Here is a 16,429-nt window from a genome sequence, read left to right as displayed (position 1 = left end):
TCAAGGAGCCTGATGACGGCGACGCTGCACACCCACCTTGCCGCTAAATCCAGGAACAGGCGCCTGGCATTTGCGCAGTTCAATCGCCATCGGCACCGGACCGTAGAGGTCCTCGAGTAGATCCAAAATCAGCCCACTCCAGTGCTCCAAGGTCTGACAACGCAAGGCGCGGGCCTGGCCCTGGAGGGCCGTGATCGCACGGCTGTAGTCCAGGGTGGCGCCCACGTCATCCGCAGCCGCGGCCGCACTGAGATCCCAGCCGAGCTCGATGTCGAGCTCGAACCACTGACCCAGCTCACGCTCATGGGGGAGCACACCGACGTGGGCCCAGAGGCGGAGGTCCCGCACCAGGATGCGATCGGAGGAACTCACAAAGGGCAATCGCGGTGGCTGAAGCTGCGGGTTCCGGAGGCGTAATCCGCCGCAATGTGACCATCACCGCGCAGCAGGTAGCGGTAGGTCACCAGACCCTCCAGGCCGACGGGCCCACGGGGCGGCAGGGTTTGGGTGCTGATGCCGACCTCAGCGCCAAAGCCGTAGCGGAAACCATCGGCAAAACGCGTCGAGCAGTTGTGATAGACCCCGGCGCTATCAACACTGCGCAGGAAGGTCTCCGCCGTTCCGCCATTGGTGGTGCAAATGCACTCGGTGTGGCGCGAACCGTTCTGGGCAATGTGATCGAGGGCCTGCTGCAGGTCGTCGACAACCCGGACCGAGAGGATCAGATCGGAGTACTCCGTCCGCCAGTCCTCCGCAGCGGCAGCCTTGGAGACCCCCAAAGCCTGACTCGCGGCATCACCGCGCAGCTCGACACCGGCCTGGGCGAAGACGGGCAGGGCCTGCTCCAGGAAGGGCGCGGCACTCGAACGATGCAGCAGCAGGGTCTCAATCGCGTTGCAGGCGGCGGGATATTGGGTTTTCGCGTCGAGGGCGACCCGGATGGCCTGGGGAACGTCAACCTCCTGATCGACGTACAAGTGGCAAACCCCGTCGGCATGGCCCAGGACCGGGATGCGGGTGTTGTCCTGGATGAAGCGCACCAGCGCATTGGAACCGCGGGGGATGATCAAATCCACCAGGCCATCCAGCTTGAGCAACGCCAGGCTTTCTTGCCGGGACGTGAGCAACTCCAGGGCTTGGGGAGACACCGCCGAGGCGGCCAAGCCAGACCGCAGGGCGGAGAGGATGGCGGTGCAGCTGCGGTTGGCCTCACGGCCTCCCTTGAGAATGGCGCCATTGCCGGAGCGGATCGCCAAGGAAGCGATTTGCATCACCGCATCGGGACGTGCCTCAAAAATCACCCCGAGAACACCCAGGGGGACACTCAACCGCTCCAAGACCAATCCGGAGTCCAACTCCCGATGCATCTGGCGAACACCGACCGGGTCAGGTAGCTGGGCCACCTGGCGCACCCCCTCGATCGCCCCAGCCAACTTCTTGGCATCCAGCTTCAACCGGGCAACCAGAGCCGGGGCTAAACCATCGGCCGCCGCGGCCTCCAGATCAGCGGCATTGGCAGCCACGATCTGGCTGGCCTCAGCCTCAAGGGCGTCCGCCATCGCCAAGACCGCCTGCCGCCGCTCCTGATCACTGCACCGTCCCAAGGCCATCGCAGCGGTGCGAACCGCACCAGCGCGCTGCAGCAGTTCAGGCGATGGATCAGGAACGTTCACACACTTGCTTGGCTCGAATCAGCATCATCCCAGCCGGACTCAATCGCGGAGGCGCTCCAACGCCAAGCGCGCGGCCCCCAGTCGGCCGGCTCCGTTTCCGAGCTGGGCGCGGCGAATGATCAAGCCACGGCGACTTTCGGCCTGAACCCGCTGCTCCACCTCCGCCAGGGCACCGGGCAGAAAGTGATCGCTAGCCGCACTCAGTCCCCCACCAATCAAAACCAGCTGGGGAGTCAGGACATAGATCAAGGAACTCAGTCCCACCCCAAGCCAGCGGCCGTAGTCCCGCCAGGCCGCCAGGGCCTCCGGATGACCAGCGCGGGCCAGCTGATCAAGGGTCTGGGGATCGCGGTCCATCAAGCGGCGCAAGCCCGCAATACTGCAGTGCTGCTCCAACGAACCGCGGTTGCCGCTATTGCAGGGGGGGCCCTCGGGATCCACGCTGATCAACCCCGGCTCCGCCACGGCGCCGCCATGGCCGCTGAAGAGTTGGCCGTTCAGCAAGACTCCACCGCCCACGCCTGTACCCAAGGTGAGCAGCAGGACGTCGTCGTAGCCGACAGCCCCCCCTCTCCAGGCCTCCCCCATCAGGGCACAGTTGCCATCATTCGCGAGGGTGACGCGGCGCTGAAGCTGGGGTTCGAGCCACTCCGCGAGGGGCACCTGCTGCCACCCCGGAAGGTTGATGCAGACGCGGGCGACGCGTGCCTCGGCATCCATCGGGCCAGGCAAACCGATGCCCACCCGACGGGCCAATCCCTCCGGGTCCAGGTCTGCCACCGCATCGACGATGGCGGTGACGACGCCACCGGGCATGGCCGGCTGAGGCGTCGGGCATGTCAGTTCTGCCAGCAGCTCTCCATCGCTTGAGAAGCGGCCGAGCTTGAGGGCCGTGCCCCCCACATCCACTCCGATCAGCTGACTCATGGGGAGGACTAGAAGCGGAAGAAGACCTGCATCTGGGTCTGCCAGCGGGACTCGGCATCGATCGAGGTCTGCAGTCCCAACCAGGGCTTGGCCTGGTAGCCCAGGGTCAATTGGGGCGGAATGTCGCTGCGGTTTGGAGCAGCCAGGACCGAGGCGTTGAAGCGCTCTGATACATCCAAGCCGATGTCGGTCACCGGGACCAGTTGCGAGGGAACCTGACCGGAACGGTTGGACTCCGCGTCGTAGTTCGTTGGCAAGACATAGGCCGGATAAATCGCGAAGGTCAATCGCTGACCCAGCAGTTCCGTCAGGCTTCCCACCAGAGGAGAGAGCAGGGACTGGCCCACCACCGTGGCGACGGCGGCTCCAGCGTTCCCCCCCGCCAGACCGACCAGTGAGTTGCCGCCGATCAAGGCCAACAAACGGTCCTCCGGCAACGGCGGGGTGCTGCTCAGGCGAATGTTGTCCATCAGCTGGTCCGCCGGGCCCGTGACCTCAAGCCGCACCCGGACCAATTGCAACTGATCAAAGCTGTTCGGGGTCAACGAGGAGTTGTTGAAGGAGCCGGAGGTGTTCCAGTCGTAGATGCTGGAGCGGTTGCCATCACCGAAGGCCGAGAAGGTGTCGGACACCCGCGTGCGCAGCACGATGTCGAGATAAGGAATCAGCCCCAGGCTCGGGGTGAACACCGCCACGTTGGGAGCATCGGGGTCCAGGCTGAAGGTGGTGGTGAAGAGGCCAAGCCGACCGCGCAGGAGCCGCACCACACCACTGATCTGAATGTCGGGATCCAGGGGACCGTTCAAGGTCAATTGACCACCGGCTCCGAAGTTCAAAACGTTGGGGACTTCCACCCGGAAGTCCCGACCGAAGCGCACCCGGAAACGCTCAAAACGAACCGCGCCCAAGTTGGGCAGGGCGGCGCGAAGGTCTTGGCTGCTGGAGCTCTCCAGCTGACGCCCCATCACCAACAGGGGCTTGCGGAAGTCCCACTTGGACTCCAGCAGGGCCGGTACCGATGTGGGCTTGCTCGGCGCCTCTTCAGTCGCGAGTTCACCCGGCTGGACGTTGATCGCCCCATGGCTCAGAGCCAGCTCACCCCCTAGGACCGGGCGGAACAGGGAGCCACCCACCTCCACGGTTCCATCCGCAACAGCGGCCATCCGCGCCAGCTTGAACGGAGCGCGTTTGAGGGTGAAGTTCAGTCGTTTCTCGCCGGGGGCGAACAGGTTCAGATCACCGCTGCCACTGAGGGCACCCTTGTCCCCCACCCGGGCGCTCAGGGTTTGCATCTCCAGGGAGCTGAAGTCGAAGAGCACCACCGCATCGAGGTCGCGAACCGTCTGATCAGCGAGCTGCATCACCCCATTGCTGAAGCGCAAGAAGCCGTTCGCGACCGGCTTGAGCAAGGAGCCACGCACCAACAGCTCCAAATCGGCGCTTCCCTTCTTCCACTGAATCGCGGAACCCGACAGCGCCGTCAGGAAGCGCAGGCCATCACCACGGCTACCGATGCGCAGTTCGAGATCCTCCGCTGCCACCTGCAGCGGCACCTGACCGCGCAGATCGACGACCTCCGATGCCCCCCCTCCGCGGAGGACCCAGTCGATCGCTAACCGGTTGTCCTGCAGCGTCAGCTCACCCCGTTCCAGGGACAGCCGCTCCCCATTGAGGGATCCGTCCTGCAGGGCCAAATTCAGGGCGAACGACGGGGCTTGATCCCGGCCGCCGAGGCGATAGGAGCCGCGGCTGGAGAGGGAACCGCGCAGGCCCTCAGGGATGGGGGCCACCAGGGCCAACAGCGCCAGGGGCAAGTGGGACAGCTCAAACTCTCCCCCCTGATTCAGGGGGCCGTGGAGCCGAACCACCGTGGGCTGATCCGTCAGCGCCAGATCGCGGTCGGTGCCCTGCAGCCAGAGATGGCCTTTGGCCGACAAGTCGAGAAACAGTTGATCGGCGGATGGCCCCCGCAGGGTGAAATCCGCGTCAAGGACACCGCGTAGATCCTCAAGTTGCACCTGCCGGCCACGGGAGCTCGCCCGTTGGCGTTGACGCTGGGCTTGGGCCAAGGCCCGCAGCTGGTCGCCGAGGGAGAAGCCCTGGGTGTTGAACACCAGCGTGCCCAAATCGAAGGCCCTGCCGGATGGGGCCAGGGCCAAGCCACCCCATTGAGGCACAGCCGCCAGCAGTTCCTGCAGGGTTTGCGATTGGAGTTGGCGCGCTTCTAAGCGCAGCCAAAGCGGACCGGCCTGCTGACCCTTGAGCTGGATCCCCACCGATCCAAAGCCCAGTGCCTGCCACTGGCCATCCAGACGGAAGCGACGCTGGCTGAAGTCCGCTTTGGCCTGCAGCGAGCGGCCAAAGAGCCCGAAGAGCTGGGGCTGCTCAACCCGTAGTTGCCCATTGAGAGCAAAGGGATTCAGGGCCAAGGCGCCATCGCCGCTCAAATAGCCCGAGAGCGGTTGGGGAGCCGCCGACCGCCACAGGGCCAGATCAAAGCCCGAGAGGGGGAACCGCTTGGCGCGCCAGCGGTAGCGCTGATTGGCTCCACTCAGGACCAACTCACCCCCAGCCCGCCTCAGGCTGGCCCGCGACGGTTGCCAACGGGAATCCAACTGAGCCTCGAGCACGCCAGGCACCGTGGTGGTCTCAAGGCGTAGACGGGCCCCGCCTTGGGCCAAAGCTTGGAGTTGGCCAACCCACCGCTCCTCCAGGCCAATCAGTCCCACCCCGGGGGCATCAGCCTGCAGGCGCAGATCCGGCCGGAGCTGTTGCCAGGACCCCTCAACGGTTCCAGCGGCACTCAGCACTCCGCGCAGCGTGGATCCAACCAGCGGAGACAGCCGCGCCAGGGGATAACGCCTCAGGTCAATGGCCAGGCGCATGGGCTTGCCCTGCAGAGGCAACGACCCCTGAGCCGTCAGATAGGGGGAGTCAAAGGACTCCAGACGCAAGGCCGAGGGACGCCACGTCAAGCGGGAGCGAATCGAGCCGAGCAGCGGGTTCTCAGGCTGCTGGAGCTCCAGAGCAAGCTGGGGCTGACTCCACTCGCCAAGCTGCTGCAGCTGCAGTTGCAGCGTGTCCGTGGAGCCCAGGGGCGGCCCCCAGACCTGACGCTGACGGGCACCCAAGACGATGCGTTCGCTGCGGAGCTGCAGCCTTGGCCAGAGGGCACCGCGAGCCACCAGCTCCCCGCCGCCCTGACTCAGCACCAACCGTTCCAAAGCAGCGGTGAAGCCCCGTTGGTTGCGCAACAGCGCCTTGGCCTGGATTTGCGTGGGCTCGGCCCCCTGCCATTGGCCACCCAGGTCCAGCTGGAGCTGATCCAGGGGTCCAGCGAGGTCCGCCCGCAGGCGATGGCCGGCCTTGGGCTCACGGGCCTGGAGTTGCAGCGCGAGCTGATTGGCGCGGGGACCAACCAACGGCAACGCCCCCTGCACACTCCCGCGCCAGCCCCCCCACTCCAGGGGTGAGGCGGCCAAACGCAGTCCCTGGGGACTACAGCGCAGATCCAAGCGATCGGACTGCAACGGATCCGTCTTTGGAGAAGGTCGCCACCGCAGTTGAGCCAGCTGGATCTGACCCTGACAGCGGTCACGGGTTGGGGAGCGTTCCAGGCTCAGGCGTCCATTCAGCGCTCCGCTGACATCGGCCTTAAGGCCGCCGGGGAGCCAGGGCAAGAGCGAGGCGAACTTGAACGCCTGGGGCTGCAGCTGAACGCGAAGGCGTTGGCGTTGCCAGGCATTGGCGATGTCCACACCAAGGCGACCACCACCAGCCGGCCGCAGTTGCAGCGAAGACTCCAGTCGACGGCCGCGCAAATCGACCGCGAGGGATCCAGCCAGGGCCAGTGAGGCCTTGGATCCATTAACCCCATGCAGCCGGACCTCGGCCGGGCCACCGCTCAGCCCGTAGCGCAGGGTGATCGGTGGCGGCTCACCACCGGGGGGCACACGGCCCATCTGCCAGAGGGAGCCCTGGCTGTTACGCCGCAGGTCAACGCGGGCGCGGTGGATCTGAAACTGGAGGACCCAACGGCGACTCAGCAGGCTCCGAAGGGGATCGAAGGCCACCGCGACCGACTCCGCCTCGATGGTCGATGGGTTGTCGATCCCCGGCCTAAACCGACTGGCCCCAGCGGCCAGGCCGAAGGGACGCAAGCCGCGATAGGGACCCAGTTCCAGGGGGTGCCCCATGGAGCGACTCGCCAGCAATTCGAGCCAGGGTTTGCGCAGGCCGTACTGCCAAGCGGCGACCCGATCGAGGCCAACCCAAGTCAGCGCAACACCCGCAGCCGCCAGCAGGGCAGGCAGGGAAGAGGCCGCGGGGCCGCGCGTTCTGGAGTTCCGTCGGCGGCGCGCTGGGCCCGTGGGTCTCGGGGGCTGAGAAGGCCGCAATATAAGAGTGTTTCCCGATCCAGAACATTCCCTATGCGCGCCGATCCCCTCTTGCTCACGGCTGGCGAATGGCTGGGGATTGCCGCTGGTGGACTGCTGCTGATCACCGTGGTGGCCTTTGTGGCGCGCTGGGGCTTTCGCTTTCGCCTCGTGGGCGTTACCAGCTTCACCGTGCTGCTCTCGCTCTCCTGCCTGGCCTTCGCGGTGAGCTATGCCCCCAGGCTGCTCGTCGATGGTGCCGTCAGCGTTCCGGTGGTGTTCGACAACGGCTCCGACCTCGTCGTCGCCGCCGCCCCGGCTGACCTGGCGGCCGAGACCTTTGGCCCCAGCGTTGAGCAGGTGGCCCGCAACCTGCGGGGCAGCGGCCGGAAGGACCCCACCGTGGAAGTGCGCCTGCGCCGCGTGGATCCCCAGGGCGATGGCAGCGATCGTCCCGTCGTGCTGGCCACCGCCGTCCGCAATTGGGCCAGTGGCGAGGTGAGCGTCAGCGTGAACGCCAAACGGTGAGCGGCGATCCGGGTCCCTCTCCCTATCCCCTTCCCTCCCATTTCTCCCGGGAGCAGGCCGTGCTGATCGCCGCCGGCATCGACAGCTGGGGAGCGATTGCCGGCCTGAGCGACCGGGAGCTCGATCAGCTCTCAAGGCGAGGCGGGGCGCTGGAGCGCCAGCTGCGGAAACTGCGGGGCCAGGCCCAACTCGTTGTGGAGTTGGGCCTGGAGCCCTACCAAGCGGCACTGCTGCTCTACGCGGGCATCGCCTCTCGGCAGGGTTTAGCCGCAGCCTCCCCGCAACAACTGCTGACGCAGCTCGGGCGCCTTGAGCGCTCCCTCACCGGAATGGCTCCCGCCCGGATCACCCCGGCACTGGTTCGCGCGTGGATCCAACGGGCCCAGGACGCCGGTCGCTCCAGGAACTGACCCCTGGGCTTGTTCGCTGTAGCGCAGGCGACCTGAAATAAAGGAATCAGGAGTTCCATCAGTGACACGCCTCCGCCATTGCGGCCTGTCCCTGGCCGCCACCATCCTCAGCCTGATTCCGGTCGCTCCGGCTCTGGCGGACTCTGCCCTGCTGGAATCGGTCAAACAGAATCCCCAGAAGGCCAAAGCCCTCTGCGCTGAACTCCAAGCGCTCAACGCCCGCGGCCTCTCCTACAACTCCCCGGAAGCCACGGCCCAGATCGCCAAGCAACAGGGCCTGAACAGCACCGACGCTGAAATTCTCTCCACCTATGTGGTGGGCCTCTATTGCCCGAAAGTCCGTTGAGTCAGGAGCAGCTGCGCTGCTCTGACGGCACGGTCCTGACCGCCACGCTTTGGACACCCGCAGGAGAAGGCCCCTGGCCTTGCCTGCTGATGCGCCAGCCCTACGGCCGCGCCATTGCCTCGACGGTCACCTATGCCCATCCGCGTTGGTACGTCGAGGCTGGATTTGCAGTCCTGGTTCAAGACGTCCGCGGACGGGGTGATTCGGGTGGTGATTTCGGCGGCTTTGCCCAGGAGGCCAGCGACGCCACGGACACCCTGCGCTGGATCCGCGAGCAACCCTGGTGCACTGGAAAGGTGGGCACCTACGGCTTCTCGTATCAGGGCCTGAGCCAACTCCTCTATTCCAATGCGGAGCACTTGCCCGACGCCCTCGCCCCAGCGATGTGTGGACTGGACGAACGGTTGCATTGGGCCAGCGATGGTGGATGCCACTGGTGGGCGCTGGGGTTGGGTTGGGCCCTGCAGCTCGCCGCCCAACGCTGCAAGCGTCAGGGGGATCGGCAGGGCTGGCAAGCGATTCGCCTGAGCCTCGAGAACGGCAACTTCCTGCGCGATGGCCTGGTCTTGCTGGAGCGCTTCGACCCCACCGGCATGGGACTGCAGTGGCTCCAGGCTGATCCCAACAACAGCAACCATTGGCGGATTCATCAGCCACCCTCAGAGCTCTGGACGCGGCCGATGCTGATCATTGGCGGCTGGCATGACCCACACCTCAACGGTGTTCTCGATCTCTGGCGACGTTCCGCTGCGGCGGGCGGGGCCCCACTGCTGCGCATCGGTGCCTGGACCCACCTGAACTGGGGAGGGGGCCTTGATCAAGTGCAGTTGGACTTCTTCCGGCGTCACCTCTGTGGTCAAGAACCCACCGCTCCGGAGGAGGCGGTCTTGATGGAAGGGAGCAGCGGGCAGTGGCAAGCCCGCGCACCCCAGGCCTGTTCGGGGCAGCGCTGGCAGCTGGCCAGCGGCGGACTGGCCGCCAGGGTTCCCGTCGAAGGGCAACTGCTCGACCAGAGCGGCGGCGGCGGGTCTGAGGTGGTGATCGTGCATGACCCCTGGCGTGCCATGGCCGGCCGCGGCGGCCACCTTGGGCTGGAGGCCGGCCCGGTGGATCGCCGCGATCTCGATGCCCGAACCGATGTGGCCTGCTTCAACACGCTGACCACGGATCAGCCCATCGAGGTCTATGGCCGACCGCAGTTGGAGCTGGAGGCCGCCGCCGATCAACCCGGATTTGATCTCTGTGTGGCCCTCTCGGTCTGCCACCGGGATAAACGGGTCGAGCAGCTCTCCACCGGCTTCGCCCGCTTCCTTGGCCCGGAGGCCCAGCTCAGCCAACGCCGTTCGGTGGCACTCCAACCGCTGCTGGTGACGCTCGAGGCGGGCTGCACCCTGAGGCTCTCGATCGCCCTGGCCGCTTGGCCGCAAATCGCCGTCAACCCGGGCGATGGATCGCAGCCCCGCTCGAGTGTGGGGGCCGATCACCGCATCATCACGGTCACGCTGAAGCTGGGCGATGCAGCCCTCAGCATTCTTCCGATGGTTGGGGCAAACTGAGGCCCACCTCGAGCCTCTGCAATGCCGCGCCACCTGCGCCTGCTCTCCGCCGGTCTTGGGTCCTTCACCCTGGCCATGGCGACGTCTGGCCTGTTGGCGAGCACAGTTCCAGCAAAGGCGTTCCCCAAGGCCAGCCTCAGCCCCATCGCCCAAGGCAGCGCCCTGAGCGTGGCGCAGGCCCGCAGCGCCGCCCTGCGCATCCTGAAGGCCGTCAAAGATGGCGATGCCAATGCGCGCTACGCGCAGTTTTCAACCGAGCGCCAAGCGATCACCAGCCCCTCGATGATCGCGGCGACGATGCGCACCCAGCCGAAGGTTCTCGGCTACACCCTGCTGAGTGTTCGCAGCGGCATGGGCAAGAGCACCGTGGAAGCCGAGCTGAACACCAGCGCGGGCAAGCGTGTGGTCTTCATGGTGCTCAATGGCGAGGGCAAGCTCTCGCGCTATTACGTCGATCGGGCCGATGACACCACCAGCCTGGTGGCCAAGCAGTTCATCGAAGCGGTGAGCACCGGGAACTTCATCAGCGCCCAAAGCTTCCTGAGCCCGGACTTCCAAGAGGAGATCACCCCCGACGCCCTGCAGCGCAAGTGGCTGGGACTCCAGCGGATCACGGGCAACTTCGTGAACATCAACCGGGTCGTGGAGGCCGAATCCACGCCGGACATGCGCCTAGTGCTCGTCAACGTGCACTTCAACAGGCTGAGCGACAACCTCTACGTGATCCTCAACAACGAGAACCAAATCACCGGGGTCGACTTCCCTGAAGAACCTGCTGCACCGGCTGCAGCTTCTTAAGCAAAAACCCGCTTAAGCTCCCAGCCACGCTTTGCCTTGAGGTCCTGTGCTGGCTCAGCTCGAGTGGATGGTTAAAGACGGTCAGCGCCTCGCGGAATGTCGCCATGACCATCCCCAGGCTGTCCTGGGTGCCCACCCACTCGACAACGGCAAGTGGGTCGTTCGCGTCTGGATGCCGGAAGCCGATCGGGTTGAGCTGATCGGCGCCGGTGCGCCCCAGGCCATGGAGACGCCCCACCACCCCTGGGTCTTCGAAACCGAACTCTCGAGCAACCCCGGCAGTGGCTACCAGGTCCGGGTGCAACGCGGGGGCATTGAACACGTCAGCCACGACCCCTGGGCCTTCCGCGACGAGTGGATGGGCGAGCTCGATCGCCATCTCTTCGCCGAAGGCAACCACCACCACATCTGGCAAAAGATGGGTGCCCACGTGGTGACGCGCGACGGTGTCACCGGCGTCATGTTCTGCCTCTGGGCGCCCAACGCCCGCAGCGTCTCCGTGCTGGGCAATTTCAACAGCTGGGATGGACGCCACCACCCCATGCAATCCCGCTTGGGCGGCTGTTGGGAGGTGTTCATCCCTGGCCTGAAACCGGGCGAGATCTACAAGTACGAGATCCGCTCCCAGCAGGGGCACTGTTACCAAAAGGCTGACCCCTACGGCTTCCGCCATGAGGTCAGGCCCGACAACGGCTCCGTCGTCGAAGCCCTGGAGGGCTACGGCTGGGGCGATGGCCGCTGGATGCAGGAGCGCGACAGCCGCAATCCCCTCGATCAGCCGATCTCGGTCTACGAGATGCACCTCGGCAGCTGGATGCATGCCGGCGCCGATCAGCCCTACATCGAAGCCGACGGAAGCGCACGGGAGCCCGTCCCCGCAGCCGACCTCAAACCCGGGGCCCGTCTGCTGACCTATCCCGAGCTGGCCGATCGGGTGATCCCCTACGTCAAAGCGAGGGGCTTCACCCACATCGAGCTGATGCCCATCTCAGAGCATCCCTTTGATGGGTCCTGGGGCTATCAAGTGACGGGCTGGTATGCCCCCACCAGCCGCTTCGGCCGGCCCGATGAGTTCCGCGCCTTCGTCGATCGCTGCCACGCCGAGGGCATTGGCGTGATCCTCGACTGGGTCCCCGGACACTTCCCGAAGGATGCCCACGGCCTGGCCTTCTTCGATGGCGCCCACCTCTATGAACACGCGGATCCGCGGATCGGCGAGCACAAGGAATGGGGGACGCTGATCTTCAACTACAGCCGCAACGAAGTCCGGAACTTCCTCGTAGCGAACCTGATCTATTGGTTCGAACAGTTCCACATCGACGGCATTCGGGTGGACGCCGTGGCCTCAATGCTCTACCGGGACTACCTGCGCCCCGACGGCGAGTGGATCCCGAACGAGCATGGTGGACGCGAGAACACGGAAGCCGTGCAGTTCCTGCAGCAGGCGAACCATGTGCTCTTCCAGCACTTTCCTGGCGCCCTCTCCATCGCCGAGGAATCCACCACCTGGCCGATGGTGACCAAGCCCACGGACATGGGCGGGTTGGGATTCAACCTCAAATGGAACATGGGCTGGATGCACGACATGCTCGATTACTTCGAGCTGGATCCCTGGTTCCGCCAGTTCCACCAGAACAACGTCACCTTCTCGATCTGGTACGCCTACACCGAGAAGTTCATGCTCGCCCTGAGCCATGACGAGGTGGTGCACGGCAAGAGCAACCTGCTCCACAAGATGCCCGGGGATGACTGGCAGAAATTCGCCAACACCCGGGCCCTGCTGGCCTACATGTGGACCCACCCAGGCAAGAAGACCATCTTTATGGGGATGGAATTCGGCCAGCGGGCTGAATGGAATGTCTGGGGCGACCTGCAGTGGGATCTGCTCCAGTACGAGCCCCATCAAGGACTGCAGCTCCTGGTGGATGACCTCAACGTCTTCTACAAGTCACATCCCGCTCTCTGGCGCGACGACTTTGAGGAGTACGGCTTCCAGTGGATCGACTGCAATGACAACCGCCATTCAGTGATCAGCTTCATGCGCCGCGAGAGCACCACCGGCCAGTGGCTCGTTGTGGTCGCGAACTTCACCCCGCAGAGCCATTCCCACTACCGCGTTGGCGTTCCCCTGAGCGGCTTCTACACCGAGGTCCTCAACACCGATGCCGCCCGCTACGGCGGCAGCAACCTGGGCAACCTGGGGGGCAAATTCACCGACGAGTGGGGGATCCACAGTTACGAGAACTCCCTGGATCTTTGTCTTCCTCCCCTCTCTGTGCTCGTCTTCAAGCGGGATGAGAAGCGCAGCCAGGAACGCCAAGCAGATGCGGACACTGAAGTTCGTGAAGAAGCGGAGGGACACGGTCCCTGGTAGGCCGCATTGGGGAGGCTGCTCGGGTAGCTTCCAAGGCCCCATCGCAACTCCTCATGTCTTCCAACGCCCCCCTGCTACTGCGAGCCGCCCGTGGTGAGCAGGTGGAGCGTCCACCGGTCTGGATGATGCGCCAGGCCGGCCGGTACATGAAGATCTACCGCGACCTGCGCGACAAATACCCCAGCTTCCGCGAGCGCTCTGAGAACCCCGATCTCTCCTACGAGATCTCGATGCAACCGTTCAACGCCTTCAAGCCCGACGGCGTGATCCTGTTCTCAGACATCCTTACGCCCCTGCCCGGCATGGGCATTGACTTCGACATCATCGAGAGCAAGGGCCCCCAAATCCAGGACCCGATCCGCTCGATGGCCCAAGTGGAGGCACTGACTCCCCTGAACCCCGCCGAGACCATGCCCTTCGTCGGTGAGGTGCTGGGTCGCCTGCGCCAGAGCGTGGGCAATGAGGCCGCCGTCCTGGGTTTCGTCGGCGCTCCCTGGACCCTGGCCGCCTATGTCGTTGAAGGCAAGAGCAGCAAGAACTATGCGGTGATCAAGGCCATGGCCTTCCGCGAACCCCAGATCCTGCACAAGCTGCTGGATCATTTCGCCGAGTCCATCGCCAACTACCTGCGCTACCAGATCGACTCCGGTGCCCAAGTGGTGCAGATGTTCGACTCCTGGGCCGGTCAACTGAGCCCCGCGGACTACGACACCTTCGCGGCGCCCTATCAAAAGAAGGTCGTGGATCTGGTCAAGCAGACCCACCCCGACACCCCCTTCATCCTCTACATCTCCGGCAGCGCTGGCGTGATCGAGCGGATGGCCAAGACCGGCGTGGACATCGTTTCGCTCGACTGGACCGTGGACATGGCCGAAGGCCTGGCCCGCATGCCTGAGCACATCGGCGTTCAGGGCAACGTGGACCCCGGCCTGCTCTTCGGCAGCCAAGACGCGATCCGCGATCGCATCGACGACTGCGTACGCAAGGCCCGCGGCCGCAAGCACATCCTCAACCTCGGCCACGGCATCCTCCCGGGCACCCCTGAAGAGAACGGTCAGTTCTTCTTCGAGGCCGGCAAATCCGTCATGGATCGCCTCGGAGCCGCGGTTTGAGTTCCACCCCCGCACGGATCCTGATCACGGGGGCCAGCGGTTGCGTTGGCCAACACATCGCTGATCTGCTCTACCGGGAAACTGATGCCGAGCTGCTGCTCTGGCTGCGGGATCCCAGCAAGCTGACGGCCGTTCCCGCGGCGGATCCGCGTATCACTCTGCTGGTGGGGGATCTGCGGGATGCGGAGCCCCACCGCGCTCAGATCGCGTCGGCGACGCGGATCATCCACACCGCCACGGCCTGGGGGGATCCCGAGCGGGCCCAACAGGTGAATGTGGTGGCGGTCAAGCAGATGCTGGCGGCCACCAATCCCGAGGTGCTCGAGCAGGTGGTGTACTTCTCCACCGCCAGCATCCTCAACAAGGACCTGCAGTTGCTGCCGGAGGCGATGCCCTACGGCACCGAGTACATCCAGACCAAGGCCCAATGCCTGGAGCAGCTGGAACAGCACCCGCTGGCCCAGCGGATCGTGGCGGTCTTCCCCACCCTGGTCTTCGGTGGCCGCGTCGATGGCTCGGGCGTCTTCCCCACCAGCTACCTCACGGCTGGCCTCAAGGAGGGGGCGCGCTGGCTCTGGCTGGCCAAATGGCTGCGTGCGGAGGCCAGTTTCCACTTCATCCATGCCGCTGACATAGCGCGGGTCTGCGCGCATCTAGCGACCAATCCCCATCAAGCGAACCCTGAGGCCGGCCAAGGGGCCGTGCGGCGCTTGGTCCTCGGACAACCGTCTGTCACGGTGAACGAGACCGTGAAGCGTCTCTGCCGCTGGCGCCGGGGTTGGTATCCGCCGATTGGCCTGGACCTGCGGGGCTGGCTGATCGAAGGCCTGATCAAGCTGCTGCGCATTGAAGTGAACGCCTGGGATCGGTTCTCGATCCGCCAGCGCCACTTCGTCCATGACCCAATCAGCCCACCGGAACGGTTTGGCCTGGTGAGCCATGCTCCAACCCTGGAGGCGGTCTTTGAGGACGCCGGACTGAAACACCGGGGCTGATCACAACAGGAGGTTTCAAATGTTGCGAACCTCTGCAGCAATCACGACGAGGACGGCCTTGGCCTCTTAATTTGGCCAGGTTGCACGAGCTCAGATGCGCCGTCTCCTCTCCCTGATTGCCCTTTGCCTGGCGCTGGTGCTGGGTGCTTCCCCCAGCTTCGCCGCTGATGCCGACCACGGCGCCCAGATCTTCTCCGCGAACTGCGCTGCTTGCCACATGGGCGGCGGCAACGTGGTGAACGCCGAGCGCACCCTCAAGAAAGAAGCCCTCGAGTCCTACCTGGCCAACTACAGCGCTGGCCATGAAGAGGCCATCCAGTACCAAGTCACCAACGGCAAGAACGCCATGCCCGCCTTCGGCGGCAAGCTGAGCGCCGGTGACATCGCCGACGTCGCTGCCTACGTCGAGTCCCAGAGCCAGAACGGCTGGGCCTGATTCAGTCCTCATAGGCTGACCTCCGCAACCGTCCCTTCGGGGGCGGTTTTTTTGTGCCTGTTTTTCTTCCGTTGCGTCAGTCCGGCCTGAGCGCGACCCTGAGCGATGCGCAGCAATCAAAACCATGGATGAGCGCCCCGTTTCAGCTCAGACAGCAAACGATCCAGCGCGGTCCGTCGCCGACTTTCTGAAACACTCCAAGCTGGCCGCGATCCCGCCGCTCAACGGTTCCCAGCCAGACGGCGATCAACCCGACCGTCGCGCTTCAAGCACCTCCAAATAAAGCGCCTCGTCCACTTCGCGGATGTCGTACTCACTTGGCAGACAACCGTGTTGGTGGCGGTGAACCACCAGCCAGCAATTGCGCTCGGGGTCGCGGGCGGTGCCATCAAAGGCAAAGGACTCTTGGGCCAACCGCTGGACCAATGCAGACCGGGATGGGTCTTGAGCAGCTGAATCGACGGTCATCTCCGGTGGTCTTGAGCAGACTGGGGCCAATGGATCCAGCCATGATGGCCACTCGGAGTACCTGGTCGCTGCTGTTGCTCAGCCTGCTGCTCTGGGGATCGACGGGTCAGGCCCAAACCAATGAAGCCCTGGCGCCTCTCGATCTGATCCAAGGCGGGGGGACACCCGCGGCGATTGGTCCAAACGCCCTGCGGGTGATTGGCGCCAAACGCTGCCGGCTTGTGGTCAACCCAACCCTCCCGGCGCTGCAACCCCTGCGCATTGCGCCAAGCGAGGTGACGCAGAAAAATCGCATGGGCTGCCTGTCCCCAGCGGATGCGATCTACAGCGCTGATGGCTGCCCGGCGCGGTTGTGCGGCCAGACCAGCGGCGTCCTTCCCCTCCCCGCAGCCCAATAGGGAAACCCTGGCCACACTGAAGAGGACTTCCT

General features: G+C 65.0%; 15 protein-coding genes. 10 read left to right on the top strand and 5 right to left on the bottom strand.

Annotation, left to right across the window (positions count from 1 at the left end; translation table 11 throughout):
• The 4 genes from H0O22_RS02625 to H0O22_RS02610 form a co-directional block, all read right to left on the bottom strand.
• On the bottom strand, window positions 1-372 hold the full coding sequence (locus tag H0O22_RS02625) for a dihydroneopterin aldolase (protein ID WP_185187495.1): 372 nt from the start codon (window positions 370-372) through the stop codon (window positions 1-3).
• Window positions 369-1,610 (bottom strand): glutamate-5-semialdehyde dehydrogenase, encoded by a 1,242-nt coding sequence (locus H0O22_RS02620; RefSeq protein WP_370521501.1) that lies wholly within the window; start codon window positions 1,608-1,610, stop codon window positions 369-371. Before H0O22_RS02620 ends, H0O22_RS02625 begins: the two co-directional genes overlap by 4 nt.
• Before the next feature lie 102 nt (window positions 1,611-1,712).
• A complete protein-coding gene (locus H0O22_RS02615; RefSeq protein ID WP_185187494.1) occupies window positions 1,713-2,600 on the bottom strand; it encodes an ROK family protein in 888 nt (295 codons plus the stop codon).
• An 8-nt stretch (window positions 2,601-2,608) separates the two neighbouring features.
• The gene (locus H0O22_RS02610) at window positions 2,609-6,997 is read right to left on the bottom strand and encodes a translocation/assembly module TamB domain-containing protein (RefSeq protein WP_185187493.1); all 4,389 of its coding nucleotides are present in this window, start codon (window positions 6,995-6,997) and stop codon (window positions 2,609-2,611) included.
• A 33-nt stretch (window positions 6,998-7,030) separates the two neighbouring features.
• Between H0O22_RS02610 and H0O22_RS02605 the strand changes: the two genes are divergently transcribed.
• The 9 genes from H0O22_RS02605 (at window position 7,031) to petJ (ending at window position 15,531) form a co-directional block, all read left to right on the top strand.
• On the top strand, window positions 7,031-7,504 hold the full coding sequence (locus H0O22_RS02605) for a DUF2518 family protein (protein WP_185187492.1): 474 nt from the start codon (window positions 7,031-7,033) through the stop codon (window positions 7,502-7,504).
• Window positions 7,501-7,914 carry a DUF4332 domain-containing protein gene (locus H0O22_RS02600; RefSeq protein ID WP_185187491.1) on the top strand — a complete coding sequence of 138 codons (414 nt, stop codon included), beginning with the start codon at window positions 7,501-7,503 and terminating at the stop codon, window positions 7,912-7,914. Before H0O22_RS02605 ends, H0O22_RS02600 begins: the two co-directional genes overlap by 4 nt.
• Window positions 7,915-7,975: 61 nt before the next feature.
• Window positions 7,976-8,260 (top strand): hypothetical protein, encoded by a 285-nt coding sequence (locus H0O22_RS02595; protein WP_255439430.1) that lies wholly within the window; start codon window positions 7,976-7,978, stop codon window positions 8,258-8,260.
• Complete coding sequence (locus tag H0O22_RS02590; RefSeq protein ID WP_255439429.1) at window positions 8,257-9,816, top strand: CocE/NonD family hydrolase; 1,560 nt, start codon at window positions 8,257-8,259, stop codon at window positions 9,814-9,816. The genes H0O22_RS02595 and H0O22_RS02590 overlap by 4 nt, the downstream gene beginning before the upstream one ends.
• Before the next feature lie 21 nt (window positions 9,817-9,837).
• The gene (locus H0O22_RS02585) at window positions 9,838-10,614 is read left to right on the top strand and encodes a DUF3887 domain-containing protein (RefSeq protein ID WP_185187489.1); all 777 of its coding nucleotides are present in this window, start codon (window positions 9,838-9,840) and stop codon (window positions 10,612-10,614) included.
• 67 nt (window positions 10,615-10,681) lie between these two features.
• The gene (glgB, locus tag H0O22_RS02580) at window positions 10,682-12,988 is read left to right on the top strand and encodes a 1,4-alpha-glucan branching protein GlgB (RefSeq protein WP_185187488.1); all 2,307 of its coding nucleotides are present in this window, start codon (window positions 10,682-10,684) and stop codon (window positions 12,986-12,988) included.
• A gap of 53 nt (window positions 12,989-13,041) precedes the next feature.
• The gene (hemE, locus tag H0O22_RS02575; RefSeq protein WP_010316726.1) at window positions 13,042-14,100 is read left to right on the top strand and encodes a uroporphyrinogen decarboxylase; all 1,059 of its coding nucleotides are present in this window, start codon (window positions 13,042-13,044) and stop codon (window positions 14,098-14,100) included.
• A complete protein-coding gene (locus tag H0O22_RS02570; protein ID WP_185187487.1) occupies window positions 14,097-15,095 on the top strand; it encodes an NAD(P)-dependent oxidoreductase in 999 nt (332 codons plus the stop codon). Before hemE ends, H0O22_RS02570 begins: the two co-directional genes overlap by 4 nt.
• Before the next feature lie 94 nt (window positions 15,096-15,189).
• Window positions 15,190-15,531, top strand: a complete 342-nt coding sequence (gene petJ, locus H0O22_RS02565; protein ID WP_185187486.1) for a cytochrome c6 PetJ — start codon at window positions 15,190-15,192, stop codon at window positions 15,529-15,531.
• A gap of 246 nt (window positions 15,532-15,777) precedes the next feature.
• Here the strand turns inward: petJ and H0O22_RS02560 are convergent, their stop codons facing one another.
• On the bottom strand, window positions 15,778-15,999 hold the full coding sequence (locus H0O22_RS02560; protein ID WP_185187485.1) for a hypothetical protein: 222 nt from the start codon (window positions 15,997-15,999) through the stop codon (window positions 15,778-15,780).
• Between the two features lie 44 nt (window positions 16,000-16,043).
• On the opposite strand from H0O22_RS02560, the gene H0O22_RS02555 reads away from it, so the two are divergent.
• Window positions 16,044-16,397, top strand: coding sequence for a hypothetical protein (locus tag H0O22_RS02555; RefSeq protein ID WP_255439428.1), 354 nt, complete (start codon window positions 16,044-16,046; stop codon window positions 16,395-16,397).
• Window positions 16,398-16,429 lie beyond the last annotated feature (32 nt).

This window comes from Synechococcus sp. LTW-R, assembly GCF_014217875.1.
Lineage (GTDB): Bacteria > Cyanobacteriota > Cyanobacteriia > PCC-6307 > Cyanobiaceae > Vulcanococcus.
The sequence above is the reverse complement of the archived record's forward strand: the minus strand, read 5'-3'. Positions and strand labels throughout refer to the sequence as shown.